Source organism: Sinorhizobium terangae (assembly GCF_009601505.1).
Classification (GTDB): Bacteria; Pseudomonadota; Alphaproteobacteria; order Rhizobiales; family Rhizobiaceae; genus Sinorhizobium; species Sinorhizobium terangae.
Map to the genome: position 1 here is coordinate 263123 of NZ_WITC01000057.1, position 16470 is coordinate 279592.

At 63.0% G+C, this 16470-nt stretch carries 21 protein-coding genes; 9 read left to right on the forward strand and 12 right to left on the reverse strand.

Annotated elements, in window-relative coordinates:
- Nucleotides 1-32 precede the first annotated feature (32 nt).
- Nucleotides 33-314, reverse strand: a complete 282-nt coding sequence (locus GHK62_RS15195; RefSeq protein ID WP_153439974.1) for a DUF2249 domain-containing protein — start codon at nucleotides 312-314, stop codon at nucleotides 33-35.
- A 226-nt stretch (nucleotides 315-540) separates the two neighbouring features.
- Between GHK62_RS15195 and hemN the strand changes: the two genes are divergently transcribed.
- Nucleotides 541-1893: an oxygen-independent coproporphyrinogen III oxidase gene (hemN, locus tag GHK62_RS15200; RefSeq protein WP_153439975.1), complete on the forward strand. Its 1353-nt coding sequence runs from the start codon at nucleotides 541-543 to the stop codon at nucleotides 1891-1893.
- 288 nt (nucleotides 1894-2181) lie between these two features.
- Here hemN and GHK62_RS15205 read toward each other — a convergent pair whose 3' ends face one another.
- The 8 genes from GHK62_RS15205 to GHK62_RS15240 all read right to left on the reverse strand — a co-directional run bounded on the left by GHK62_RS15205 (nucleotide 2182) and on the right by GHK62_RS15240 (nucleotide 8647).
- Entirely contained in the window at nucleotides 2182-2628 is a 447-nt protein-coding gene (locus GHK62_RS15205; protein WP_184108605.1) for a type II toxin-antitoxin system VapC family toxin, read from the reverse strand.
- On the reverse strand, nucleotides 2625-2891 hold the full coding sequence (locus GHK62_RS15210; RefSeq protein WP_153439976.1) for a type II toxin-antitoxin system Phd/YefM family antitoxin: 267 nt from the start codon (nucleotides 2889-2891) through the stop codon (nucleotides 2625-2627). The genes GHK62_RS15205 and GHK62_RS15210 overlap by 4 nt, the downstream gene beginning before the upstream one ends.
- Before the next feature lie 140 nt (nucleotides 2892-3031).
- Nucleotides 3032-4933, reverse strand: a complete 1902-nt coding sequence (locus tag GHK62_RS15215; protein ID WP_153439977.1) for a nitric oxide reductase activation protein NorD — start codon at nucleotides 4931-4933, stop codon at nucleotides 3032-3034.
- Between the two features lie 10 nt (nucleotides 4934-4943).
- The gene (locus GHK62_RS15220) at nucleotides 4944-5756 is read right to left on the reverse strand and encodes a CbbQ/NirQ/NorQ/GpvN family protein (RefSeq protein ID WP_153439978.1); all 813 of its coding nucleotides are present in this window, start codon (nucleotides 5754-5756) and stop codon (nucleotides 4944-4946) included.
- Nucleotides 5757-5826: 70 nt separating this feature from the next.
- Nucleotides 5827-7173, reverse strand: coding sequence for a nitric-oxide reductase large subunit (locus GHK62_RS15225; protein WP_153439979.1), 1347 nt, complete (start codon nucleotides 7171-7173; stop codon nucleotides 5827-5829).
- A 24-nt stretch (nucleotides 7174-7197) separates the two neighbouring features.
- Nucleotides 7198-7650 carry a c-type cytochrome gene (locus GHK62_RS15230; RefSeq protein ID WP_153439980.1) on the reverse strand — a complete coding sequence of 151 codons (453 nt, stop codon included), beginning with the start codon at nucleotides 7648-7650 and terminating at the stop codon, nucleotides 7198-7200.
- Between the two features lie 157 nt (nucleotides 7651-7807).
- Entirely contained in the window at nucleotides 7808-8086 is a 279-nt protein-coding gene (locus GHK62_RS15235; protein ID WP_153439981.1) for a cytochrome C oxidase subunit IV family protein, read from the reverse strand.
- Between the two features lie 3 nt (nucleotides 8087-8089).
- Nucleotides 8090-8647 carry a cytochrome c oxidase subunit 3 gene (locus GHK62_RS15240; protein WP_153439982.1) on the reverse strand — a complete coding sequence of 186 codons (558 nt, stop codon included), beginning with the start codon at nucleotides 8645-8647 and terminating at the stop codon, nucleotides 8090-8092.
- A gap of 239 nt (nucleotides 8648-8886) precedes the next feature.
- Between GHK62_RS15240 and GHK62_RS15250 the strand changes: the two genes are divergently transcribed.
- The 3 genes from GHK62_RS15250 to GHK62_RS15260 all read left to right on the forward strand — a co-directional run bounded on the left by GHK62_RS15250 (nucleotide 8887) and on the right by GHK62_RS15260 (nucleotide 10280).
- Nucleotides 8887-9042 carry a hypothetical protein gene (locus GHK62_RS15250; RefSeq protein ID WP_153439984.1) on the forward strand — a complete coding sequence of 52 codons (156 nt, stop codon included), beginning with the start codon at nucleotides 8887-8889 and terminating at the stop codon, nucleotides 9040-9042.
- Nucleotides 9043-9142: 100 nt separating this feature from the next.
- Entirely contained in the window at nucleotides 9143-9595 is a 453-nt protein-coding gene (locus tag GHK62_RS15255) for a hemerythrin domain-containing protein (protein WP_167528262.1), read from the forward strand.
- On the forward strand, nucleotides 9588-10280 hold the full coding sequence (locus GHK62_RS15260) for an NnrU family protein (RefSeq protein WP_153439986.1): 693 nt from the start codon (nucleotides 9588-9590) through the stop codon (nucleotides 10278-10280). The genes GHK62_RS15255 and GHK62_RS15260 overlap by 8 nt, the downstream gene beginning before the upstream one ends.
- Before the next feature lie 33 nt (nucleotides 10281-10313).
- On the opposite strand, the gene GHK62_RS15265 is transcribed toward GHK62_RS15260, so the two are convergent.
- Nucleotides 10314-10889 carry a UbiX family flavin prenyltransferase gene (locus tag GHK62_RS15265; protein WP_153439987.1) on the reverse strand — a complete coding sequence of 192 codons (576 nt, stop codon included), beginning with the start codon at nucleotides 10887-10889 and terminating at the stop codon, nucleotides 10314-10316.
- Nucleotides 10886-12394 carry a UbiD family decarboxylase gene (locus GHK62_RS15270; RefSeq protein WP_153439988.1) on the reverse strand — a complete coding sequence of 503 codons (1509 nt, stop codon included), beginning with the start codon at nucleotides 12392-12394 and terminating at the stop codon, nucleotides 10886-10888. Before GHK62_RS15270 ends, GHK62_RS15265 begins: the two co-directional genes overlap by 4 nt.
- 106 nt (nucleotides 12395-12500) lie before the next feature.
- On the opposite strand from GHK62_RS15270, the gene ubiT reads away from it, so the two are divergent.
- Genes ubiT through GHK62_RS15295 form a run of 5 tightly spaced genes read left to right on the forward strand, consistent with a single transcriptional unit; the run spans nucleotide 12501 to nucleotide 15753 of the window.
- Complete coding sequence (gene ubiT / locus GHK62_RS15275) at nucleotides 12501-13007, forward strand: ubiquinone anaerobic biosynthesis accessory factor UbiT (protein WP_153439989.1); 507 nt, start codon at nucleotides 12501-12503, stop codon at nucleotides 13005-13007.
- On the forward strand, nucleotides 12998-13975 hold the full coding sequence (gene ubiU / locus GHK62_RS15280; protein WP_153439990.1) for a ubiquinone anaerobic biosynthesis protein UbiU: 978 nt from the start codon (nucleotides 12998-13000) through the stop codon (nucleotides 13973-13975). The genes ubiT and ubiU overlap by 10 nt, the downstream gene beginning before the upstream one ends.
- A complete protein-coding gene (gene ubiV, locus GHK62_RS15285; protein WP_184108615.1) occupies nucleotides 13976-14899 on the forward strand; it encodes a ubiquinone anaerobic biosynthesis protein UbiV in 924 nt (307 codons plus the stop codon).
- 53 nt (nucleotides 14900-14952) lie between these two features.
- Entirely contained in the window at nucleotides 14953-15342 is a 390-nt protein-coding gene (locus tag GHK62_RS15290; protein WP_153439992.1) for a hypothetical protein, read from the forward strand.
- 42 nt (nucleotides 15343-15384) lie between these two features.
- Nucleotides 15385-15753, forward strand: a complete 369-nt coding sequence (locus GHK62_RS15295) for a YbaN family protein (RefSeq protein WP_153439993.1) — start codon at nucleotides 15385-15387, stop codon at nucleotides 15751-15753.
- 17 nt (nucleotides 15754-15770) lie between these two features.
- On the opposite strand, the gene GHK62_RS15300 is transcribed toward GHK62_RS15295, so the two are convergent.
- Complete coding sequence (locus GHK62_RS15300) at nucleotides 15771-16466, reverse strand: NapC/NirT family cytochrome c (RefSeq protein ID WP_153439994.1); 696 nt, start codon at nucleotides 16464-16466, stop codon at nucleotides 15771-15773.
- Between the last annotated feature and the right edge of the window lie 4 nt (nucleotides 16467-16470).

The window sequence follows — 16470 nt, forward strand, 5'->3', positions numbered from 1 at the left end:
ATCGGTTTTTATAAGGAGCGGAACTCGGTGGCTCAATGGCTACCGCAGCAGCATTCGCAACCGGAGGCCTCATGGCGCCCGATTTCGACCCGCCAGACGTCAGGTCCCTGCTCCAGATACTCCCAGAAGAATTCGCCCGGATGTCTCGCTTCGAGCTGGTAATGGAGCGGTCGCGGGTCGTGGTCATTGATGAGAATGAGAGAACCACCTGTGGCGAGAGCATTCAGCATGCCGAAAATTTTCGGGTGGCGTTCCACCGGCGGAATGGTCCGGACGTCGATGAAGGGCTTTGATTCCGTTTCTGCAGTTGTCATGAGGGATCCGTTCGCCGCCGCCGACATTGTTCAGTTCTCCAGGGCAAGGCGGCGTGACCGCCCCGGACTTGAGAAAACTAGTCGGCGCCGCAACGCGACATTTTGTCGAAGCGCAAACAAATTCCGGATTGAGCAAGACATCCGTTACTTGGCTTTTCGCAAAGAACGGTCCGGCATCGCAGCCTAGAGTCGGGTCATGAATTCCGACATGACCACAGGAGCCGCCATGCACGCCTCGATCCTTCAGAAGTACGGCGAAATGCGCCTGCCGCGTTACACAAGCTATCCGACCGCGCCGCGTTTTGCGGACACGATCGACTACGAGACCTATTCCGGATGGTTGGCGGCGATACCGCGCGAGCAAGACGTATCGCTCTATCTGCACATCCCCTTCTGCCGTTCGATGTGCTGGTATTGCGGCTGTCACACGACGATCACCCGGCAGGACGATCCGATCCTCGACTACCTCGCCGTCCTGAAGGACGAGATCCGGATGGTGGCGGGCGGCGCCCGTCAGCCGCTTCCGGTCGGCGAAGTGCATTTCGGCGGTGGCACGCCGACGATCATCGAGCCGGAGGAATTTCTCGCGCTGATGAATTTGTTGCGCGAGCATTTCTCCCTCGCCGGTTCAACCGGCATCGCAGTCGAAATCGATCCGCGCCGGCTGACGGTCGAGATGGCGGAAGCGCTTGGCGCCGGTGGCGTCACCCGCGCCAGCCTCGGCGTGCAAAGCTTCGATCCGGTCGTCCAGAAAGCCATCAACCGCATCCAGAGCGAGGCGCAGACGGCAGACGCCGTTCATCATCTGCGCCGCTCCGGCGTCGAAAACCTCAATTTCGACCTGATCTACGGTCTACCGCATCAGACCGTCGGGTCCTGCGTCGCAACCGCTAAGGCGGCCCTGGCGATGCGGCCGGAGCGCTTCGCCGTCTTCGGCTATGCGCACATCCCCTCCTTCAAGAAGCACCAGCGCATGATCGACGAGAACGCACTGCCGGATGGTGCGGCCCGTAACGCCCAGGCGATGGCGATCAGCGAGACGCTGGTTGCCGCCGGCTATCGGCAGATCGGCCTCGATCACTTCGCCCTGCCGCACGACGACCTCGTAAGAGCCCAGGATACCGGAAAGCTGCGGCGCAATTTCCAAGGCTACACCACCGACAATTGCGAGACGCTGATCGGTTTCGGCGCGTCCGCCATCGGCCGCTCGCAGGAAGGCTATGTGCAAAACGAAGTGGCACCCGGCCTCTATGCCCGCCACATCGCGTCCGGCCGCCTGGCGACCGCAAAGGGTTATCGCCTTACCGGCGAAGACCGGATGCGGGCTGAGATCATCGAAAGACTGATGTGCGACTTCACCGCCGACATTCGAGCGATCGCCGCGGCCCACGGTTTCGACGCTCGTCCGCTTATCGAGGGCAACGCCAAGCTCGCTGCGCTTGCCGAAGACGGCGTGCTGGATGTTGCAGGCGGCGTCATCCAGGTACGGCAGGATCACCGCTTCGTCATTCGTGCGGTCGCCGCCGCCTTCGACTCTTACCTCGAGCAGTCGCAAAGGACGCACAGCAAGGCTGCGTGAGGAAAGGGTGCGGCAAGCGAAAGGCTAACCCAAAGCGCGGCTAATGTTTGCCACCCGAAATGCAATCGGGTCGCCATCCGGGTCTCGCGCGATGAAGGTGCGGGCTCCCAACGGCTGTCCTCAAGCTCTGGTGGAATGTGACGCCTGCACTTTGATCACGGGAATGGCGGCTTCGCGTGGCCGAAGGGAGACATTTTCTCATGCGCGGGAGGAGCGGAGGGGACGCCCTTGCTCCGTCCTGCGCCCGCTCAACGCCGGCGTGGGACGGGGTTCCCCGGTCATTTGCCGTTAGCGGATCACTTGATCCGGTGAACTCACCTTGATTCCGAAAGGACGGAAATGTTTCAGGTTGGCCGTGATGACCGTCAGCTGGTGAACGCTGGCGGTTCCTGCAATCATGGCATCGGACGCGCCGGGATTGTGACCAGCCGCAATCGCCTTGGCTTCCAACTTACCGCCTTCGCGTGCAACGTCCGCGTCTACAGGCAAAATCCTGTCACGATAACCGGCGATCAAACCCTGTAAGAACAGCTCGATTCCGGCCGCTTTGGCCTTCGAGCCCTTAGCTTCCAAAAGCCGCACGCCCTTTTCAATTTCGTGCACGGTAACGGCAGACAGGTAGACCGCGCTAAGCTGATCCCGCTCATCCAGCCAGTCCGCAAATTCCGATGAGGCCGTAGCCTTGGAGGGCGAGAACATCGAAATTGCGTTCGTATCGAGAAGGTAGCCGGTCACAGATCGACCTCACGCGAGGGAGCCGGATTTCGGGCGAAAACATCATCGTCAAGATCGATGTCGGCCGGGAATGATCTCAGGTACTGGACGAGGCTAGGGCGCTCTTTATGAAGCGCCTTCCTTGCCGCTTCTGCGGCTCTTACAGAGACGAGGACGGCAGCAGCGCGGCCGTGCCGCGTGATCGTAACAAACTCACCAGCGGCGGCTTGATCTACGATATTCGAGAAACCAGCTTTGGCGTCCTTCAGGCTGATTGTTGACATTAGAACCTCCTAAGGGTGGTCACATATGACCACCCTAGGCATTGTAGCAGATGAAATCAAGGCAAACGGTGGGGATGGATAGAGAGCCCGGTCGCGTAGCGATCGTGAACCCTCGTCGCTGTCGACTGGTCGCTGGAGGCCTATCCGGCAAGGCCGCGATAGATGGCGGGAAGCGCGGCCGGTAGGCGGGCAATGTTGCCGACCATGGCATAGCCGTTCTGGCCGAACATCGTCGGCACATAGGATCGCGCCTCGCGATCGACCGTGACGGCAAAGGTGCTGATCCCGCTTCGGCGCGCCTCCGCCACGGCTCGCCGGCTGTCTTCCAGCGCGAAGCGTCCCTCGTAATGGTCGATGTCGTTCGGCTTGCCATCGGTGAGCACCAGAAGCAGTTTCTTGCGGTTCGGCTGCTTGCGGAGCTCAGCCGAAGCATGCCGGATCGCCGCGCCGATGCGGGTGTAATAACCGGGCTTGAGCGCGGCGATCCGCGCCTCGACGAGACCACTCATCGGCTCATCGAAAGCCTTGACGGTTTCCACCCGCACCCAGTCACGCCGCCGCGACGTGAAGGTCAGGATTGAGTGGTTGTCGCCGCAAGCCGCCAGGCCATGTGCCAGGATCGTCAACGCCTCCTTCTCGACATCGAGAACGCGGTGATTGTCCGACCAGGAATCGGTCGACAGGGACACGTCGACGAGGATGGTCACAGCGAGATCGTGCGCCTGCGGCCGGCTCATCAGGTGAATACGGTCGCTTCCCTGGCCGCCGGCCGCAAGGTCAGTGCGCGCACGAACAACAGCGTCGAGATCGAGATCGGCGCCGTCGATCTGCGCGCGCAGGATCTCGTGTCGCGGTCTGAGCACCTCGAACTGACGTCGCACACGACGAATGAGGCTTTGCGTCTCCCAGGTCAGCTCGGCCCGGTCGCCGAGTGCGGAAGCGGGAGAAGCCAATACGCGGCAATGGTCCTTGAGATAGGTGCCTGTACGGTAGTTCCACTCCGGATAAGTATGTTCGGCCGTCAACGGTGTGACGTCGACCGCCTCGGGCGGCAGGTCCAGATCGAACCGGAAGCGTGCGGACGGGCGCCCCTTCCGTTCGCCGAGCGTCATCTCGTCCAGCTCTTCCGCAGCCTTCGCATCGTGGTCGTCGCTGTCGTCGGCGGGCCGGTCGACGTTGACCATCTCCGCCATGGCAAGGATCTTCTCGAAGCGGTTGAGAATGAACAGGCTGCGGTCGCCCTTGCGGTTCCTGCGATTCTCGCGAGTCGCGACATGGCGCTCGGTCTCGGTGAGCGACGCCGCCGCCCCGCCCAACGCCGGGTCATCATCCTCGCGTCGCGTATCCGTCTCGGAGCGCACAAGCGCATCCGGCCAGAGCGGCAAAGGCAACATCGGCAGATAACCGGGCGGCGCACGATGCGGGAAGATCACCGGCAAAGTATTGCCCGGCTCCCCTGTGGCCGTCCGCAAAATGCCGAGAATGCGGTTTTCGACATGCTGCTCCACGGATGGCAGCGCGCCTCTGGTTCGCTCCGCAAGGACGGCTGCCGCGAGCCGGCGGTAACGCAGACGCATGCCCGGAAACATATCCAACACGGCCGCGACGGTTACTTCCGCACGAGTAAGTGCGGCAAGATCGCGGCGGAGCAGATCGGCCTCCGCCAGCGGCTCCAGCGACATCGTCGCCATATAGGCGACGAGCCAGAAATAGAGGTCGCGATTGAGGTCCTTGTCTGGAAAAAGATCGATTTCCGCCGGCAGCATCAGCGATGCGTGATCGCGCCCGGGCTGCGTGAGCTTCTCCTCCCCGAGGCCCACGCGCTGGCGCCATTTGAGCCTGTGGGCCGACGTGCGTCCGCGCGCCGGGGCGATCTGCACTGCGCTCTCGCCGCCGTGCCCCCGGAACGAGATCGAAAGCACCGGCAGGAGATCCGCAAGCCGAACGGCGTGCTCCGGGTAGCGCCGCCACGTGCGCGTATTGCCGATGAAGCGGTGCCAGGCACGGCCGACCGTTTCTTCCAGTTCGAGGAAATCGAGCATGGCCAGGACCTCAGGCTATCAGGGAGTCGGCCACTTCCAGAAGCGCCGCCCTGACGTCGGGCTCGTCGGTCAGGGGCTCTATCATGGCTGCGCGGACAGCTTCCTTCGCCGGCATCCCGGCGTCGATCAGGCAGGCACAGTAGACGAGCAGGCGGGTCGAAACGCCCTCTTCGAGATCGTGACCTTTAAGCGCTCTCAGGCGCACGGCGAGATCGACGAGCCGGGCCACTTGGCACTCCGCAAGCCCGCTTTCCGCCTCGACGACGGCGATTTCCTGGGCCTTCGGCAGAAAGTCGAACTCGATCGCGACGAAGCGCTGCCGCGTGCTGGGCTTCAAGCTCTTGAGAAGGTTCTGGTAGCCGGGATTGTAGGAGACGACCAGCATGAAGCCGGACGGCGCCTCGAGCATCTCGCCGGTGCGCTCCAGCGGCAGCATGCGGCGATCGTCGGTGAGCGGATGGAGGACGACGGCGACGTCCTTGCGCGCCTCGACGATCTCGTCGAGATAGCACACGCCGCCCTCGCGCACTGCGCGCGTCAGCGGCCCGTCGACCCAGACCGTGTCGCCGCCCTTCAGCAGGTAGCGGCCGGTGAGATCTGCAGCTGCAAGATCGTCATGGCAGGAAACCGTCGAGAGCGGCAGGCCGAGCCTCGCGGCCATATGGCTGACAAAACGCGTCTTGCCGCAGCCGGTCGGGCCTTTCAGCAGGAGCGGCAATTGCCTGATCCAGGCGGTCTCGAACAGCGCGCATTCGTTGCCGAGCGGACGGTAGTGCGGAATGTCGGCGGTCGGGCGAGGTGCGTTCGGCAGAACAAAGTTCATTTTGGTCTCCGTGACAAATAGTCGAAGCAAGAAGGACCGATCCCGACGTGGGCGGGATCGGTCGGGGCGATCATTCGGCGGGCTGGATCGAAGCGGCAAGCCGTTCGCTGCGCTCGCGGCCTGGAACCAGCACGGCCCAGATGAACATCAGCGCCGAGACGAGGACGACTGCACCCGAGCCGAGGCGGATCCAGTAGAACAGCGCCAGCTGGTCCTGCACGTCCATGTAGCTCTCGCCGAGGACGCGCTGCAGGTGGACCTGAAGGACGCCCGCGAAGGTGAGTGCGAAGGTCATCACCGACATGGCGGTACACATGGCCCAGAAGCTGACGATCGAGAGCCACTGGTTGTAGGGTTGGCGGCCGCGGATTTCCGGGATCGCATAGGCCATCACGGCCAGGTTCAACATCACGTAAGCGCCGAAGAAGGCGAGGTGGCCGTGGGCCGCAGTCACCTGCGTGCCGTGGGTGTAGTAGTTCACCGAGGACAGCGTGTGCAGGAAGCCCCAGACGCCGGCGCCGAAGAAGGCCATGACCGAGCAGCCGATCGACCAGAGAAGGGCCGCACGGTTCGGGTGCTTGCGCCCGGCCTTCCAGGTCATGACGAAGGCGAAGATCACCATGGTGAAGAACGGTGCGACTTCGAGCGTCGAGAAGAGCGAGCCGATCCACTGCCAATAGCCCGGCGCGCCGATCCAGTAGTAATGGTGACCGGTGCCGAGGATGCCGGAGAAGAGCGCCAGGCCGACGATGACGTAGAGCCACTTCTCGACGACCTCGCGGTCGATGCCGTTAAGCTTGATCATCAGGAAGGCGAGCACCGATGCCATGATCAGCTCCCAGACGCCTTCAACCCACAGGTGGACGACGTACCACCAGTACATCTTGTCGAGTGCCAGGTTCATCGGGTTGTAGAAGGCAAACAGGAAGAAGATCGCCACACCCCAGAGGCCGAAGATCAGGATGTTGGTCACCGTCGTCTTGCGGCCCTTGAGAACGGTGAGCGTGATGTTGTAGAGGAACATCAGCGCCACCACGACGATGCCGACCTTGATCGCGAAGGGCTGCTCGAGAAACTCACGGCCCTCGTGGATATGGAAAAGGTACCCGACCACCGCGACGGCCGCCGCGATCAGGAAGAGCCAGAACTGCGCCGCCGCGATCTTGGTGCTGTAAAGCTCCGTTTCCGCTTCCTCTGGTAGGAGATAATAAGTGGCGCCCATGAAGCCCATCAGCAGCCAGACGATCAGCGCATTGGTGTGCACCATGCGCACGATGTTGAACGGCAGGAGCTCGGAGAGCGTGTTGGGCAGGACGTAGATGGTGCCGGCGAGAACACCGAACAGCACCTGGGCGAGAAACAGGCCGAGTGCGCCATAAAAATAGAGCATCGCGACCTTCTGGGTCTGGTATTTCATGGTTCTTTACTCCAATCGCAACGCTTAGCCAGCCTCGTTCGGTGGCCAGTTCTGGGTCTTGATGCGGCTCGTCCACTCCAGGAAGTCGGCGAGGTCGTTGAGCTCCTGTTCGGTGAGACTGAATTGCGGCATCTGCCGGCGCCCTTCGACGCCGGAGGGTTGCGCCGCCATCCACGCCTTCAGCGTTTCGCGCGCGCCTTCCGGATCCTTGTCGCCACCCCAGCGCTTCCAGACATTGCCGAGCTCGGGCGCGAAATAGGCGCCTTCGCCGAGAAGCGTGTGGCAGTTGATACAGGAGTTCTTTTCCCAGACGTGCTTGCCGCGCCCGACCGAGTCCGTCAGCGTCGTCTCGTCCGTCGAGCTCGTCTTCATGTAATAGTGGCTATGGGCGGTCAGCCCGACAAATATGGCAAAGAAGAAGAAGGACCCGCCATAGAAGACGTTTCGGGCCCCGGTCTTGGTGAGGCGTTCTGCCATCACGTGGTCCTTTCGATTTCAGATGGCCGCGAAAGCGTGGCCGGCTTGATCTGATCCCCTCCCCGTTCGGCGGTGCCGACGAATGTCCGGGGCGCGATCCATGTCTATGGATTTCCCGCGCGCGTTCTTTGCGTTTCGGCAAACAAGGAAAGCGGTTTCAAACGGATGGCATGCCGGTGGCGACGAGCTTCGCCGCTGCGAGCAGCACGAGGACCAGCGGCCAGACGAAAAGCCCACGCCGCACGGCGGCCGAACCGGAGCGCAGGCCCATGAAATCCAGGATGATCAGCCTGGCTTTGATGAGCGCCAGAGTGAGGATGGCGAAAACGACGACAGAGGCGCGGCCTTGAAAGGCGACCGCCGACATGCCCGAAAGCACGATGGCAACGAGCACGATCCAGGTTCGACCGAGTTGGTTTCGAGTGCGGTCCGTCATAGGTCATACCAGATAGATGATCGGGAACATCACGATCCAGATGAGATCGATGACATGCCAGAGGGTTGTTATCAGGGTTACATTGCCGGGCGTCGGACGCCAGGCGACGAGAAGCAGGATCAGGCCACCGAAGGCCACATGCAGCAGATGGAAGCCGGTGATCAGGAAATAGAGCTCGAAGAAGGCGCCGAACCGGGCAATGTCGCCGCTTGCGAGCTCACCGCTATATTCCGTGAGCTTGATGGCAACGAAGACGAAGCCGAGCAGGGCGGCCATGACGAGGGCACGCCGGCGCTCCCCGGGTAGAGCGGATTTGCGCGCGGCGAGCGCCGCCTGCCAGCCGCTCGTCAAAAGTACCAGCGTGTTGATGCCTGCGAGCAGGGGGTTGAGTTCGTTTCGCCCGGCAGCAAATGCCTCGGCCTGCAGGACGCCGGTGACGAGAAACGCCACAAGCAGAATGCCGAAGGCCGCAAGTTCGCTCCAGACCAGAATCCAGAGCAGAAGCTCATCTGCGGGCGCTTCCTCGCCCGCCTCGATATCAGACGTTACCCGTGCATCCATGCCGCATCTCCCTTGATCGGAAACGATCGGCACTTAGGCGAGCCGGCAGAGCGATGTCTTTGACATTTCGCAAGGAAGCAGGGCCAAAAACCGGATATCGGCGAGGGCACCCAGAGCGGGATGAGGAAAAGTGTGCGCGGTTTTCCGCCCGCATCCCGCGTCTCAACTTATTAGAATCGATCACGTTTATGATTTTGGGTCGATTCGACCGAAAATCATCGTGATCTAGGAGTTCTTCGATGACAGACGCACAGATCGGCCTTTCGGTCGCTACCCCCATCATCATCGTTTTCGCCCTAGTCCTCCACCGCATGGGCGTGTTGCAGCGTGCCGGCACGGTCTCGGCCGTCCTGTTCTCGATCGCGATTGCCGTGGTGCTCTTTCTCGACCGCTAGCGCATGGCTCGTATCAATCGGGACTTGCGATATGTCAAAGAAGCGAGCCGGCTCGCCGGCTAGACGATTGCGTCAGGATCAATCGATTGGAGTCCGGCTGATGGCTGGAAAAGAGACGATGCAACCAAGCCGCATGCTGGAAAACGGCTATGACGCGCTGTTGGAATTATGTGATCGGCTGGAGGCAATCGCCGACACCTTGCCGAACGCAATCGATGTGACGCGCTACGATGAGATCGCGAACACGCTGGTACCGACGCTTGGCAACCTGCACGAACTGGAGGAGCAAGTCCTCTTTCGGCAACTTCGCTCACAACCGGACGGTCGCAACGTGACGACGTTAATCGAGCGTCTTCGCAAAGAGCACGAACACGATGAGAAAGCTGCGGCGGAAGTCGCCGATGCCCTGCGCGAGCTTCTTCACGGTCGCTGCCGGCTAAGCTGGGACGCGATCGGCTATATGCTGCGTGTCCTCTTCGAGAACCTCCGCCGCCATGTCGCGACGGAGCGTCTACTGCTTGCCGAACGCCGTCGGGGTGCCTGCAATGCGTGAATTTTTTCTGGCCTTCGCGGTCTTTCTCGCGCTGCACATGGTGCCCGCCATGCCGAAACTTCGCGAGCGGCTTATTCAGCGGCTGGGCCGCAAGGGTTATTTTGCCGGCTATTCGCTGCTGTCGATCGTAGCGCTCGTCTGGGTCTTCCACGCGGCGCTGACGCTGGATTTCATACCGCTCTGGGACCCGGCGCCTTGGCAGGCCTGGGTGACCTTCGTGCTCGCACCCCTCGGCATATTTCTTGTTCTTGCGGGCCTCTTCAGCGAGAACCCGCTTTCCGTCTCGATCTTTCAAGGCACCGGACGGACTGGAGCGATCGTCGGCATCACGCGACATCCGGTGCTCTGGGGGTTCCTCATCTGGGCGGCGGGACACGTTGTGCCGAACGGCGATCTTCGTTCGCTCGTACTTTTCGGCGGTTTTGCGCTCTTTGCCGCGGGCGGTTTCCTGATGGTCGAACGGCGCGCGCGCCGGCGCCTGGGCGACAAGTGGCCGAGCGCTGCCGCCGGCACGTCGATCTGGCCCTTCGCCGCCGTCCTCGGCGGCACCACTCGCTTCCGCCTCGATCCTGTGCTGGTGCTGTCGGCCTTCGCCACGGCAGCCATTACGCTCTGGCTGCTTGCCGGCGGCCATCACGCCCTCTTCGGTGCCGATCCTCTGCTGCAAGCCTTTGCCATGATTTGACCTTGCCGCGCGTCGCACATTCCTGACGCGGCTTTATCCCTGCCAGGTTTCGGCGAGCGGCGCGATCGGCAGCGCGAGAAGGTCGATGGCGCGCGCGGCAAGGTGATCGACGATCGCCTCGACGCTTTTCGGCCGGTGATAAAATCCTGGCACCGGCGGCATGACGATCGCCCCCATTTCCGTGACGGCGCACATGTTGCGCAGGTGCCCGAGGTGGAGCGGCGTCTCGCGCGTCATCAACACGAGACGCCGGCGCTCCTTCAGATGCACGTCTGCGGCTCTGACCAGAAGGTTGTCCGCAAGGCCGCTGGCGATCGCCGCCAGCGTGCGCATCGAGCAGGGTGAGACGATCATGCCGGCGGTCGGAAAGGATCCGCTGGCGATCGCCGCGCCGATGTTGTCGTGCTCGTAAACCCGATCGGCCTTTTCGAGCAAGCGCAGTAGCGCGTCCCGTCCGACCTCGTGGCTCAGCGTGCGATGGGCCGCCGGCGACATGACCAGATGCATCTCGACTTCGTCGATCCGCGCAAGTCGCTCGGCGATGCGCAGCGGGATCGCGCCCCCCGAAGCGCCGGTTACGCCGACGACTATCCTCGATCTTGCCGTCATCGGCTCTCTCCCAGACCCAGCTCCGCCCACATCCGATCGACATCGGCTTTCACCTCTGGCGACATGTCGAGCACCTTTCCCCATTCGCGGTCGGTCTCCGCGCCGATCTTGGTGGTCGCGTCGAGCCCGAGCTTGCCGCCGAGGCCGGAGCGCGGCGAGGCGAAATCGAGATAGTCGATCGGCGTGTCGGTGACGATGGTGACGTCGCGGCTCGCGTCGAAGCGCGTGGAAAGCGCCCAGACGACATCCGGCCAGTTGCGCACATTGATATCCGGGTCGACGACGATGATGAGCTTCACGTAGCTGAACTGCGGCAGCATCGACCAGAGCCCCATCATCAACCGCTTCGCCTGGCCCGGATACCGCTTGTCGATCGCCACGACCATCGCCCGGTAGGAGCAGGCTTCCGGCGGCAACCACAAATCGACGATCTCCGGAAACTGCTTCTTCACGAGCGGCACGAACAGCACGTTCATCGCTTCGCCAAGACGCGACGGCTCGTCGGGCGGCCGACCGGTATAGGTGGAGAGATAGATCGGATTGCGACGCATCGTGATCGCCGAAAGCGTCATCACCGGAAAGCGGTCGACGGAATTGTAATAGCCGGTATGGTCGCCGTAGGGCCCTTCATCCGCCGTCTCGGCCGCAGAAACGGTGCCTTCGAGGACGATCTCCGCGTTGGCCGGCACCGAAAGCGGTACCGTACGACCAGTCGCAACCGGTGTTCGGCGCCGGCGAATGAGCCCTGAAAAATTAAGTTCGCTCAGTCCGTCCGGCAACGGCATCACCGACGCGAGGATAGTGGCCGGATCCGCCCCGATCGCGACCGCGACCGGCATGTCCCGGCCCTGTTTCTGCCAAAGGCGATGATGGCGTGCACCGCCGCGATGGGCGAGCCAGCGGACGATCGCCCGATCTCTGCCCAGAACCTGCATGCGGTAGATGCCGACATTGATGTCGGACGGGTCGTCCGGAGCCATGGTGATCACCAGTGGCCAGGTGATGAGCGGCGCCGGTTCGCCCGGCCAGCACCACTGGATCGGCAGTTTTCCGAGATCGACATCCGGACCGCTCCAGACGATCTCCTGGCATGGCGCCCGGCTACAATGCTTCGGCCGCATCGAGAGCGCGGACCGCAGCAACGGCAGTTTCTCCCAGGCGTCACGCAGCGATCCCGGCGCGCGGGGGTCGCGCAGCTCGGCGAGTTCCGCGGCAAGGAACGGCAATCCGCCCGGCTCCAGGCCGCAGCCGCGCTCGATCCGCGCTTGCGCGCCGAAAAGATTGGCGAGCAGCGGAATCTCGTGCACACGGCCGGAAGCATCGACCGGCTTTTCGAACAACAGCGCCGGTCCGCTTGACGCAAGCACGCGCCGGTGGATCTCGGTGACTTCATGGACGAGCGAAACAGGCTGCGAAATCCGCTTCAGCTCGCCGTCGCGTTCAAGCGACGAAGCAAAATCCTGTAGCGAGGCGAAGTGCTGTGCTGTGCGGAAGGCTTTGTTCATGCCGCCTCTTTGTGCCGGTGATTTCAGCCTGTCTTTGATGTGGGACAAACACAAGAGACAGCCGCCGGCTAACATTAGGCAGATATTCACATTTTGCAGGCCCCACATGACCGTTCCCCCAGCGATGGCCGTTCCGCTCCGGCTCATCCCCCTTCCCGCCATCGAGCGGGCAACAAGGCTCGTCTTCTCCCACGTCATGACGCGGCATCCGGGCCTTTTCGGTCGCCTCGGCGAACACGCGGCCAAGCGATACGGCTTCTTCCCGTCCGACCTGCCGGTCGGCTTCCTGGTCGAGCCTGCCAAGAACCGCATATCCGTGCACCGCAAGCCCGACCTGCCTGCCACAGACGCTGCGGTCACCGGCGGTTTCGTGCTTCTGCTCGGGCTGCTTGAAGGCCGCCTTGATGGAGACGCGGTGTTCTTCTCGCGCGACCTGACGGTGACCGGCGACATGGAGGCGATGCTGGCGCTGCGCAACGCGCTCGACGACTGCAACATCGACCTGCCCTCCGACATCGGCAGCCTTGCGGGCCCCTTTGCGCCGCTGATCCGGCGGGCCGCCGCGGAGATCAGAAGCCGCGTCCTGCCCAGGGAGGCCGGCCAATGGAACTGATCTGCCCGGCCGGAACGCCGGCCGCCTTCCGCGAGGCCGTCGATGCCGGAGCCGACGCCGTCTACTGCGGTTTTCGCGACGAGACCAATGCCCGCAATTTCCCGGGGCTGAACTTTTCCCGCGATGAGTTGAAGGCGGCGATCGCCTATGCCCGCCAGCACGGAACGATGACCTTCGTCGCCATCAACACCTTCATGCGCGCCGGTCGCGAAAAACTCTGGCACGAGGCCGTGGACGACGCCGTGCGCCTCGGCGCCGACGCCGTCATCCTCGCGGATTTCGGCCTGATGGCCTATACCGCCGAGCGCTATCCCGACCAGCGCCTGCACGTGTCCGTGCAGGCTTCCGCCGCTAATACAGACGCGGTCAATTTCCTGGTCGAGACGTTTCGGGCAAAGCGGGTCGTGCTGCCGCGCATTCTCACCATTCCCGACATCGCGCGCCTTGCAAAACAGATCCGCTGCGAGATCGAGGTTTTCGTCTTCGGCGGGCTCTGTGTGATGGCGGAGGGACGTTGTTCGCTCTCCTCCTATGCCACCGGCAAGTCGCCGAACATGAACGGCGTCTGTTCTCCGGCAAGCCATGTGCGCTATCGCGAGGATGGCCGCGAACTCGTCTCGGAACTCGGCGAGTATACGATCAACCGCTTTCCCGCCGGCGAGGCAGCCGGCTATCCGACGCTCTGCAAGGGACGCTTCAACGTCGCGGACGAGCGCGGCTACGCCTTCGAGGACCCGGTTTCGCTCGACGTGATGGACCACGTCGATCTGTTGCGCGAGGCCGGCGTCAGCGCGCTGAAGATCGAGGGACGCCAGCGCGGCAAGGCTTATGTGGCGGAGGTCGTCTCGGTGATGCGCCGCGCGCTTGCCGCGAATGCCGCCGATCGACCTGCCCTCATCTCACGGCTGAGACTCTTGAGCGAAGGCCAGCGGACGACGTCCGGCGCCTATGAAAAGCGTTGGAGGTAGATCATGACTGGCGCAACGCTTCCAAGCCTTAGCCTCGGCCCCGTCCTCTACTTGTGGGACGGACCCAAATGGCGCGATTTCTATTTCCGCATCGCCGACGAAGCGCCGGTCACGCATGTCGTCATCGGAGAGACCGTCTGCTCGAAACGGCTGCATTTCATCGAGCCGCATGTCGGCGAAGTGGTCGAGCGGCTGGAGCGCGCGGGCAAGAGCGTCAGCCTCGCCTCGCTGGCGCTCGTCACGCTCGAACGCGAAAGCCAGATCGTGCGCGCTCTGGTGCGCGACAGCGCCCACCCGGTCGAAGCCAATGACCTGTCGGCGCTCGGACTGCTGGCCGGCAAGCCGCACTCCGTCGGCCCGTTGATCAACGTCTATAATGGCGCCACAGCGCGGCTGCTCGCTTCGCGCGGTGCGACGAGCATATGCCTGCCGCCCGAACTGCCCATGACATCCGTGCGCGAGATCGTTCGCGATGCGCCCGGCGTGGCCTTCGAGATATTCGCCTTCGGGCGGGTGCCGCTCGCGATCTCCGCCCGCTGTGCGCACGCCCGGTCCAAGGGGCTGGTCAAGGACAATTGTCAGTTCATCTGCGGCGACGACCCGGATGGTCTGGTCGTCGAAACGCTCGACCGGCAGCCCTTTCTTGCCCTGAATGGCGTGCAGACCGTGTCGCACACATGCCAGGCACTGATCCAGGAGCTGCCGGAATTAGCGGCCGCCGGCATTTCGCGGATCCGGCTTTCGCCGCAGGACTGCGACATGGTTGCCGTTGCACGAACCTTTGACGACGCGATCGCCGGCAGGTCCGCACCGGCCGATGCCATCGCCGGTCTTCAAGCCGCCTATCCCGCCGCAAGCCTTGCCAACGGCTTCCATTACGCCCAGCAAGGCGCCGCCTGGATTGCTGGCCACGCATCAACCTAGTGCGGGGCGTGGGCGGTTTTCGCCCGCATCCCGCTGTTAGCCGGAGTCTCGCCATGGTACGTGAAATCGACGTTCTCGCAGGTGGAAGCGCTGATGATGAAAATCTCGTGGCGGTCATCGGCCAGATCCGCAGGCTGATCGACGGTGCTGCGCTCGAATGCGGCTGCCGCGCTCGTGTCGACGACTTGCTGCTTCGCTTCGAAAGCCTGACGGCGAGGCAGCGTGAAAAGCGCATGCTCGACCAGGTCCGGCGCCGCCGGCGCCGCATCGCCACGATCATGGAACTGCTTCACGAGCTTGACGAGATCGGCTATGGGGATGCCGACCGAAGCGTGTTGGTGGAAGCGCGGCTGCTTTTCGAGGACATTGCCGAAGCCGCGCTGCAAGGTGCGCGGCTCCTCAATGTCGCCGCCTTGCCAAGCTCGAAGGCGGGTGTGCGATGAACACGGTTACCCTTTCGGGAGCGCGTGATCTGGAGACGGTGAATGAACCTTCCGTTGCGTATCCTTTGTTTGTGCCTTGGCTGGCTGATGGTCGGGTTCGCCATCGCCGGCGTGTTCCTGCCGCTATTGCCCACCACACCTTTCCTGCTCCTGGCGGCCGGCCTGTTCGCCCGGGCGTCTCCCCGGCTTGAGCGCTGGCTCGTCGAGCATCCCGTTTTCGGTCCTTCACTGCGCCTCTGGCGGGAAAAGGGTGCGATCGCGGCGAAGGCGAAGTTCACCGCCGTCGCCCTGATCGCCGCAAGCTTCGGTCTCTTCTGTCTTTTCAGCAATCCGGACGCGATGCTTGCGGCCATCGTCGCGGCCGTGATGGCACTCCCGGCCGCCTTCATTCTGACGCGCCCGAGCAATTGAGTGCCGATCCAACGGCTTTAGAAGTTGCTCGCGTGCAGCTCCTTCATCGCCTGCCGCAGTTCGTCGATCGGGGTTGAACTCGTGGTCGTCTCGCCTTCCAGTTCCGGCGGCACCTTCCAGCCTGGATCGATGCCCTGCATGTTCGGCAGCTCGTGCGCGATGCCCTTGTGGCAATCGATGCAGGTCGCCCGGCCGGGAAGCAGATAACGGGTGTGGATCGTCGCCGCCCGTTCCGTCTGCTTCTGGAGGTCCATAGCCACCGACGAATGGCAATTGCGGCATTCGAGACTGTCGTTTGCCTTCAGCCGCGCCCATTCATGCTGGGCGAGTTCCAGCCGATGCTCGAGGAATTTCGGGCGGGTGTTGATCGTCCCGAAGATCTTGCCCCAGACCTCCTTCGATGCCTGCATCTTGCGGGCGATCTTGTCCGTCCAGTCATGCGGAACGTGGCAGTCCGGGCAGGTGGCCCTGACGCCGGAGCGATTGGAGAAATGGATCGTCCGCGTCAGCTCCTGATAGACGTTGTCGCGCATCTCGTGGCAAGAGGTGCAGAAGGCCTCGGTGTTGGTGAGCTCGAGCGCGGTGTTGAAGGCACCCCAGAACATCACGCCGCCGACGAAGCCGCCGAGCGTCAGGAAGCCGAGGCTCAGCGTTCCCGCCGGCGTGCTGACAATGCGCCACGCCCAAAGGACGAGTTTCCTGATCCATGCCATGGCG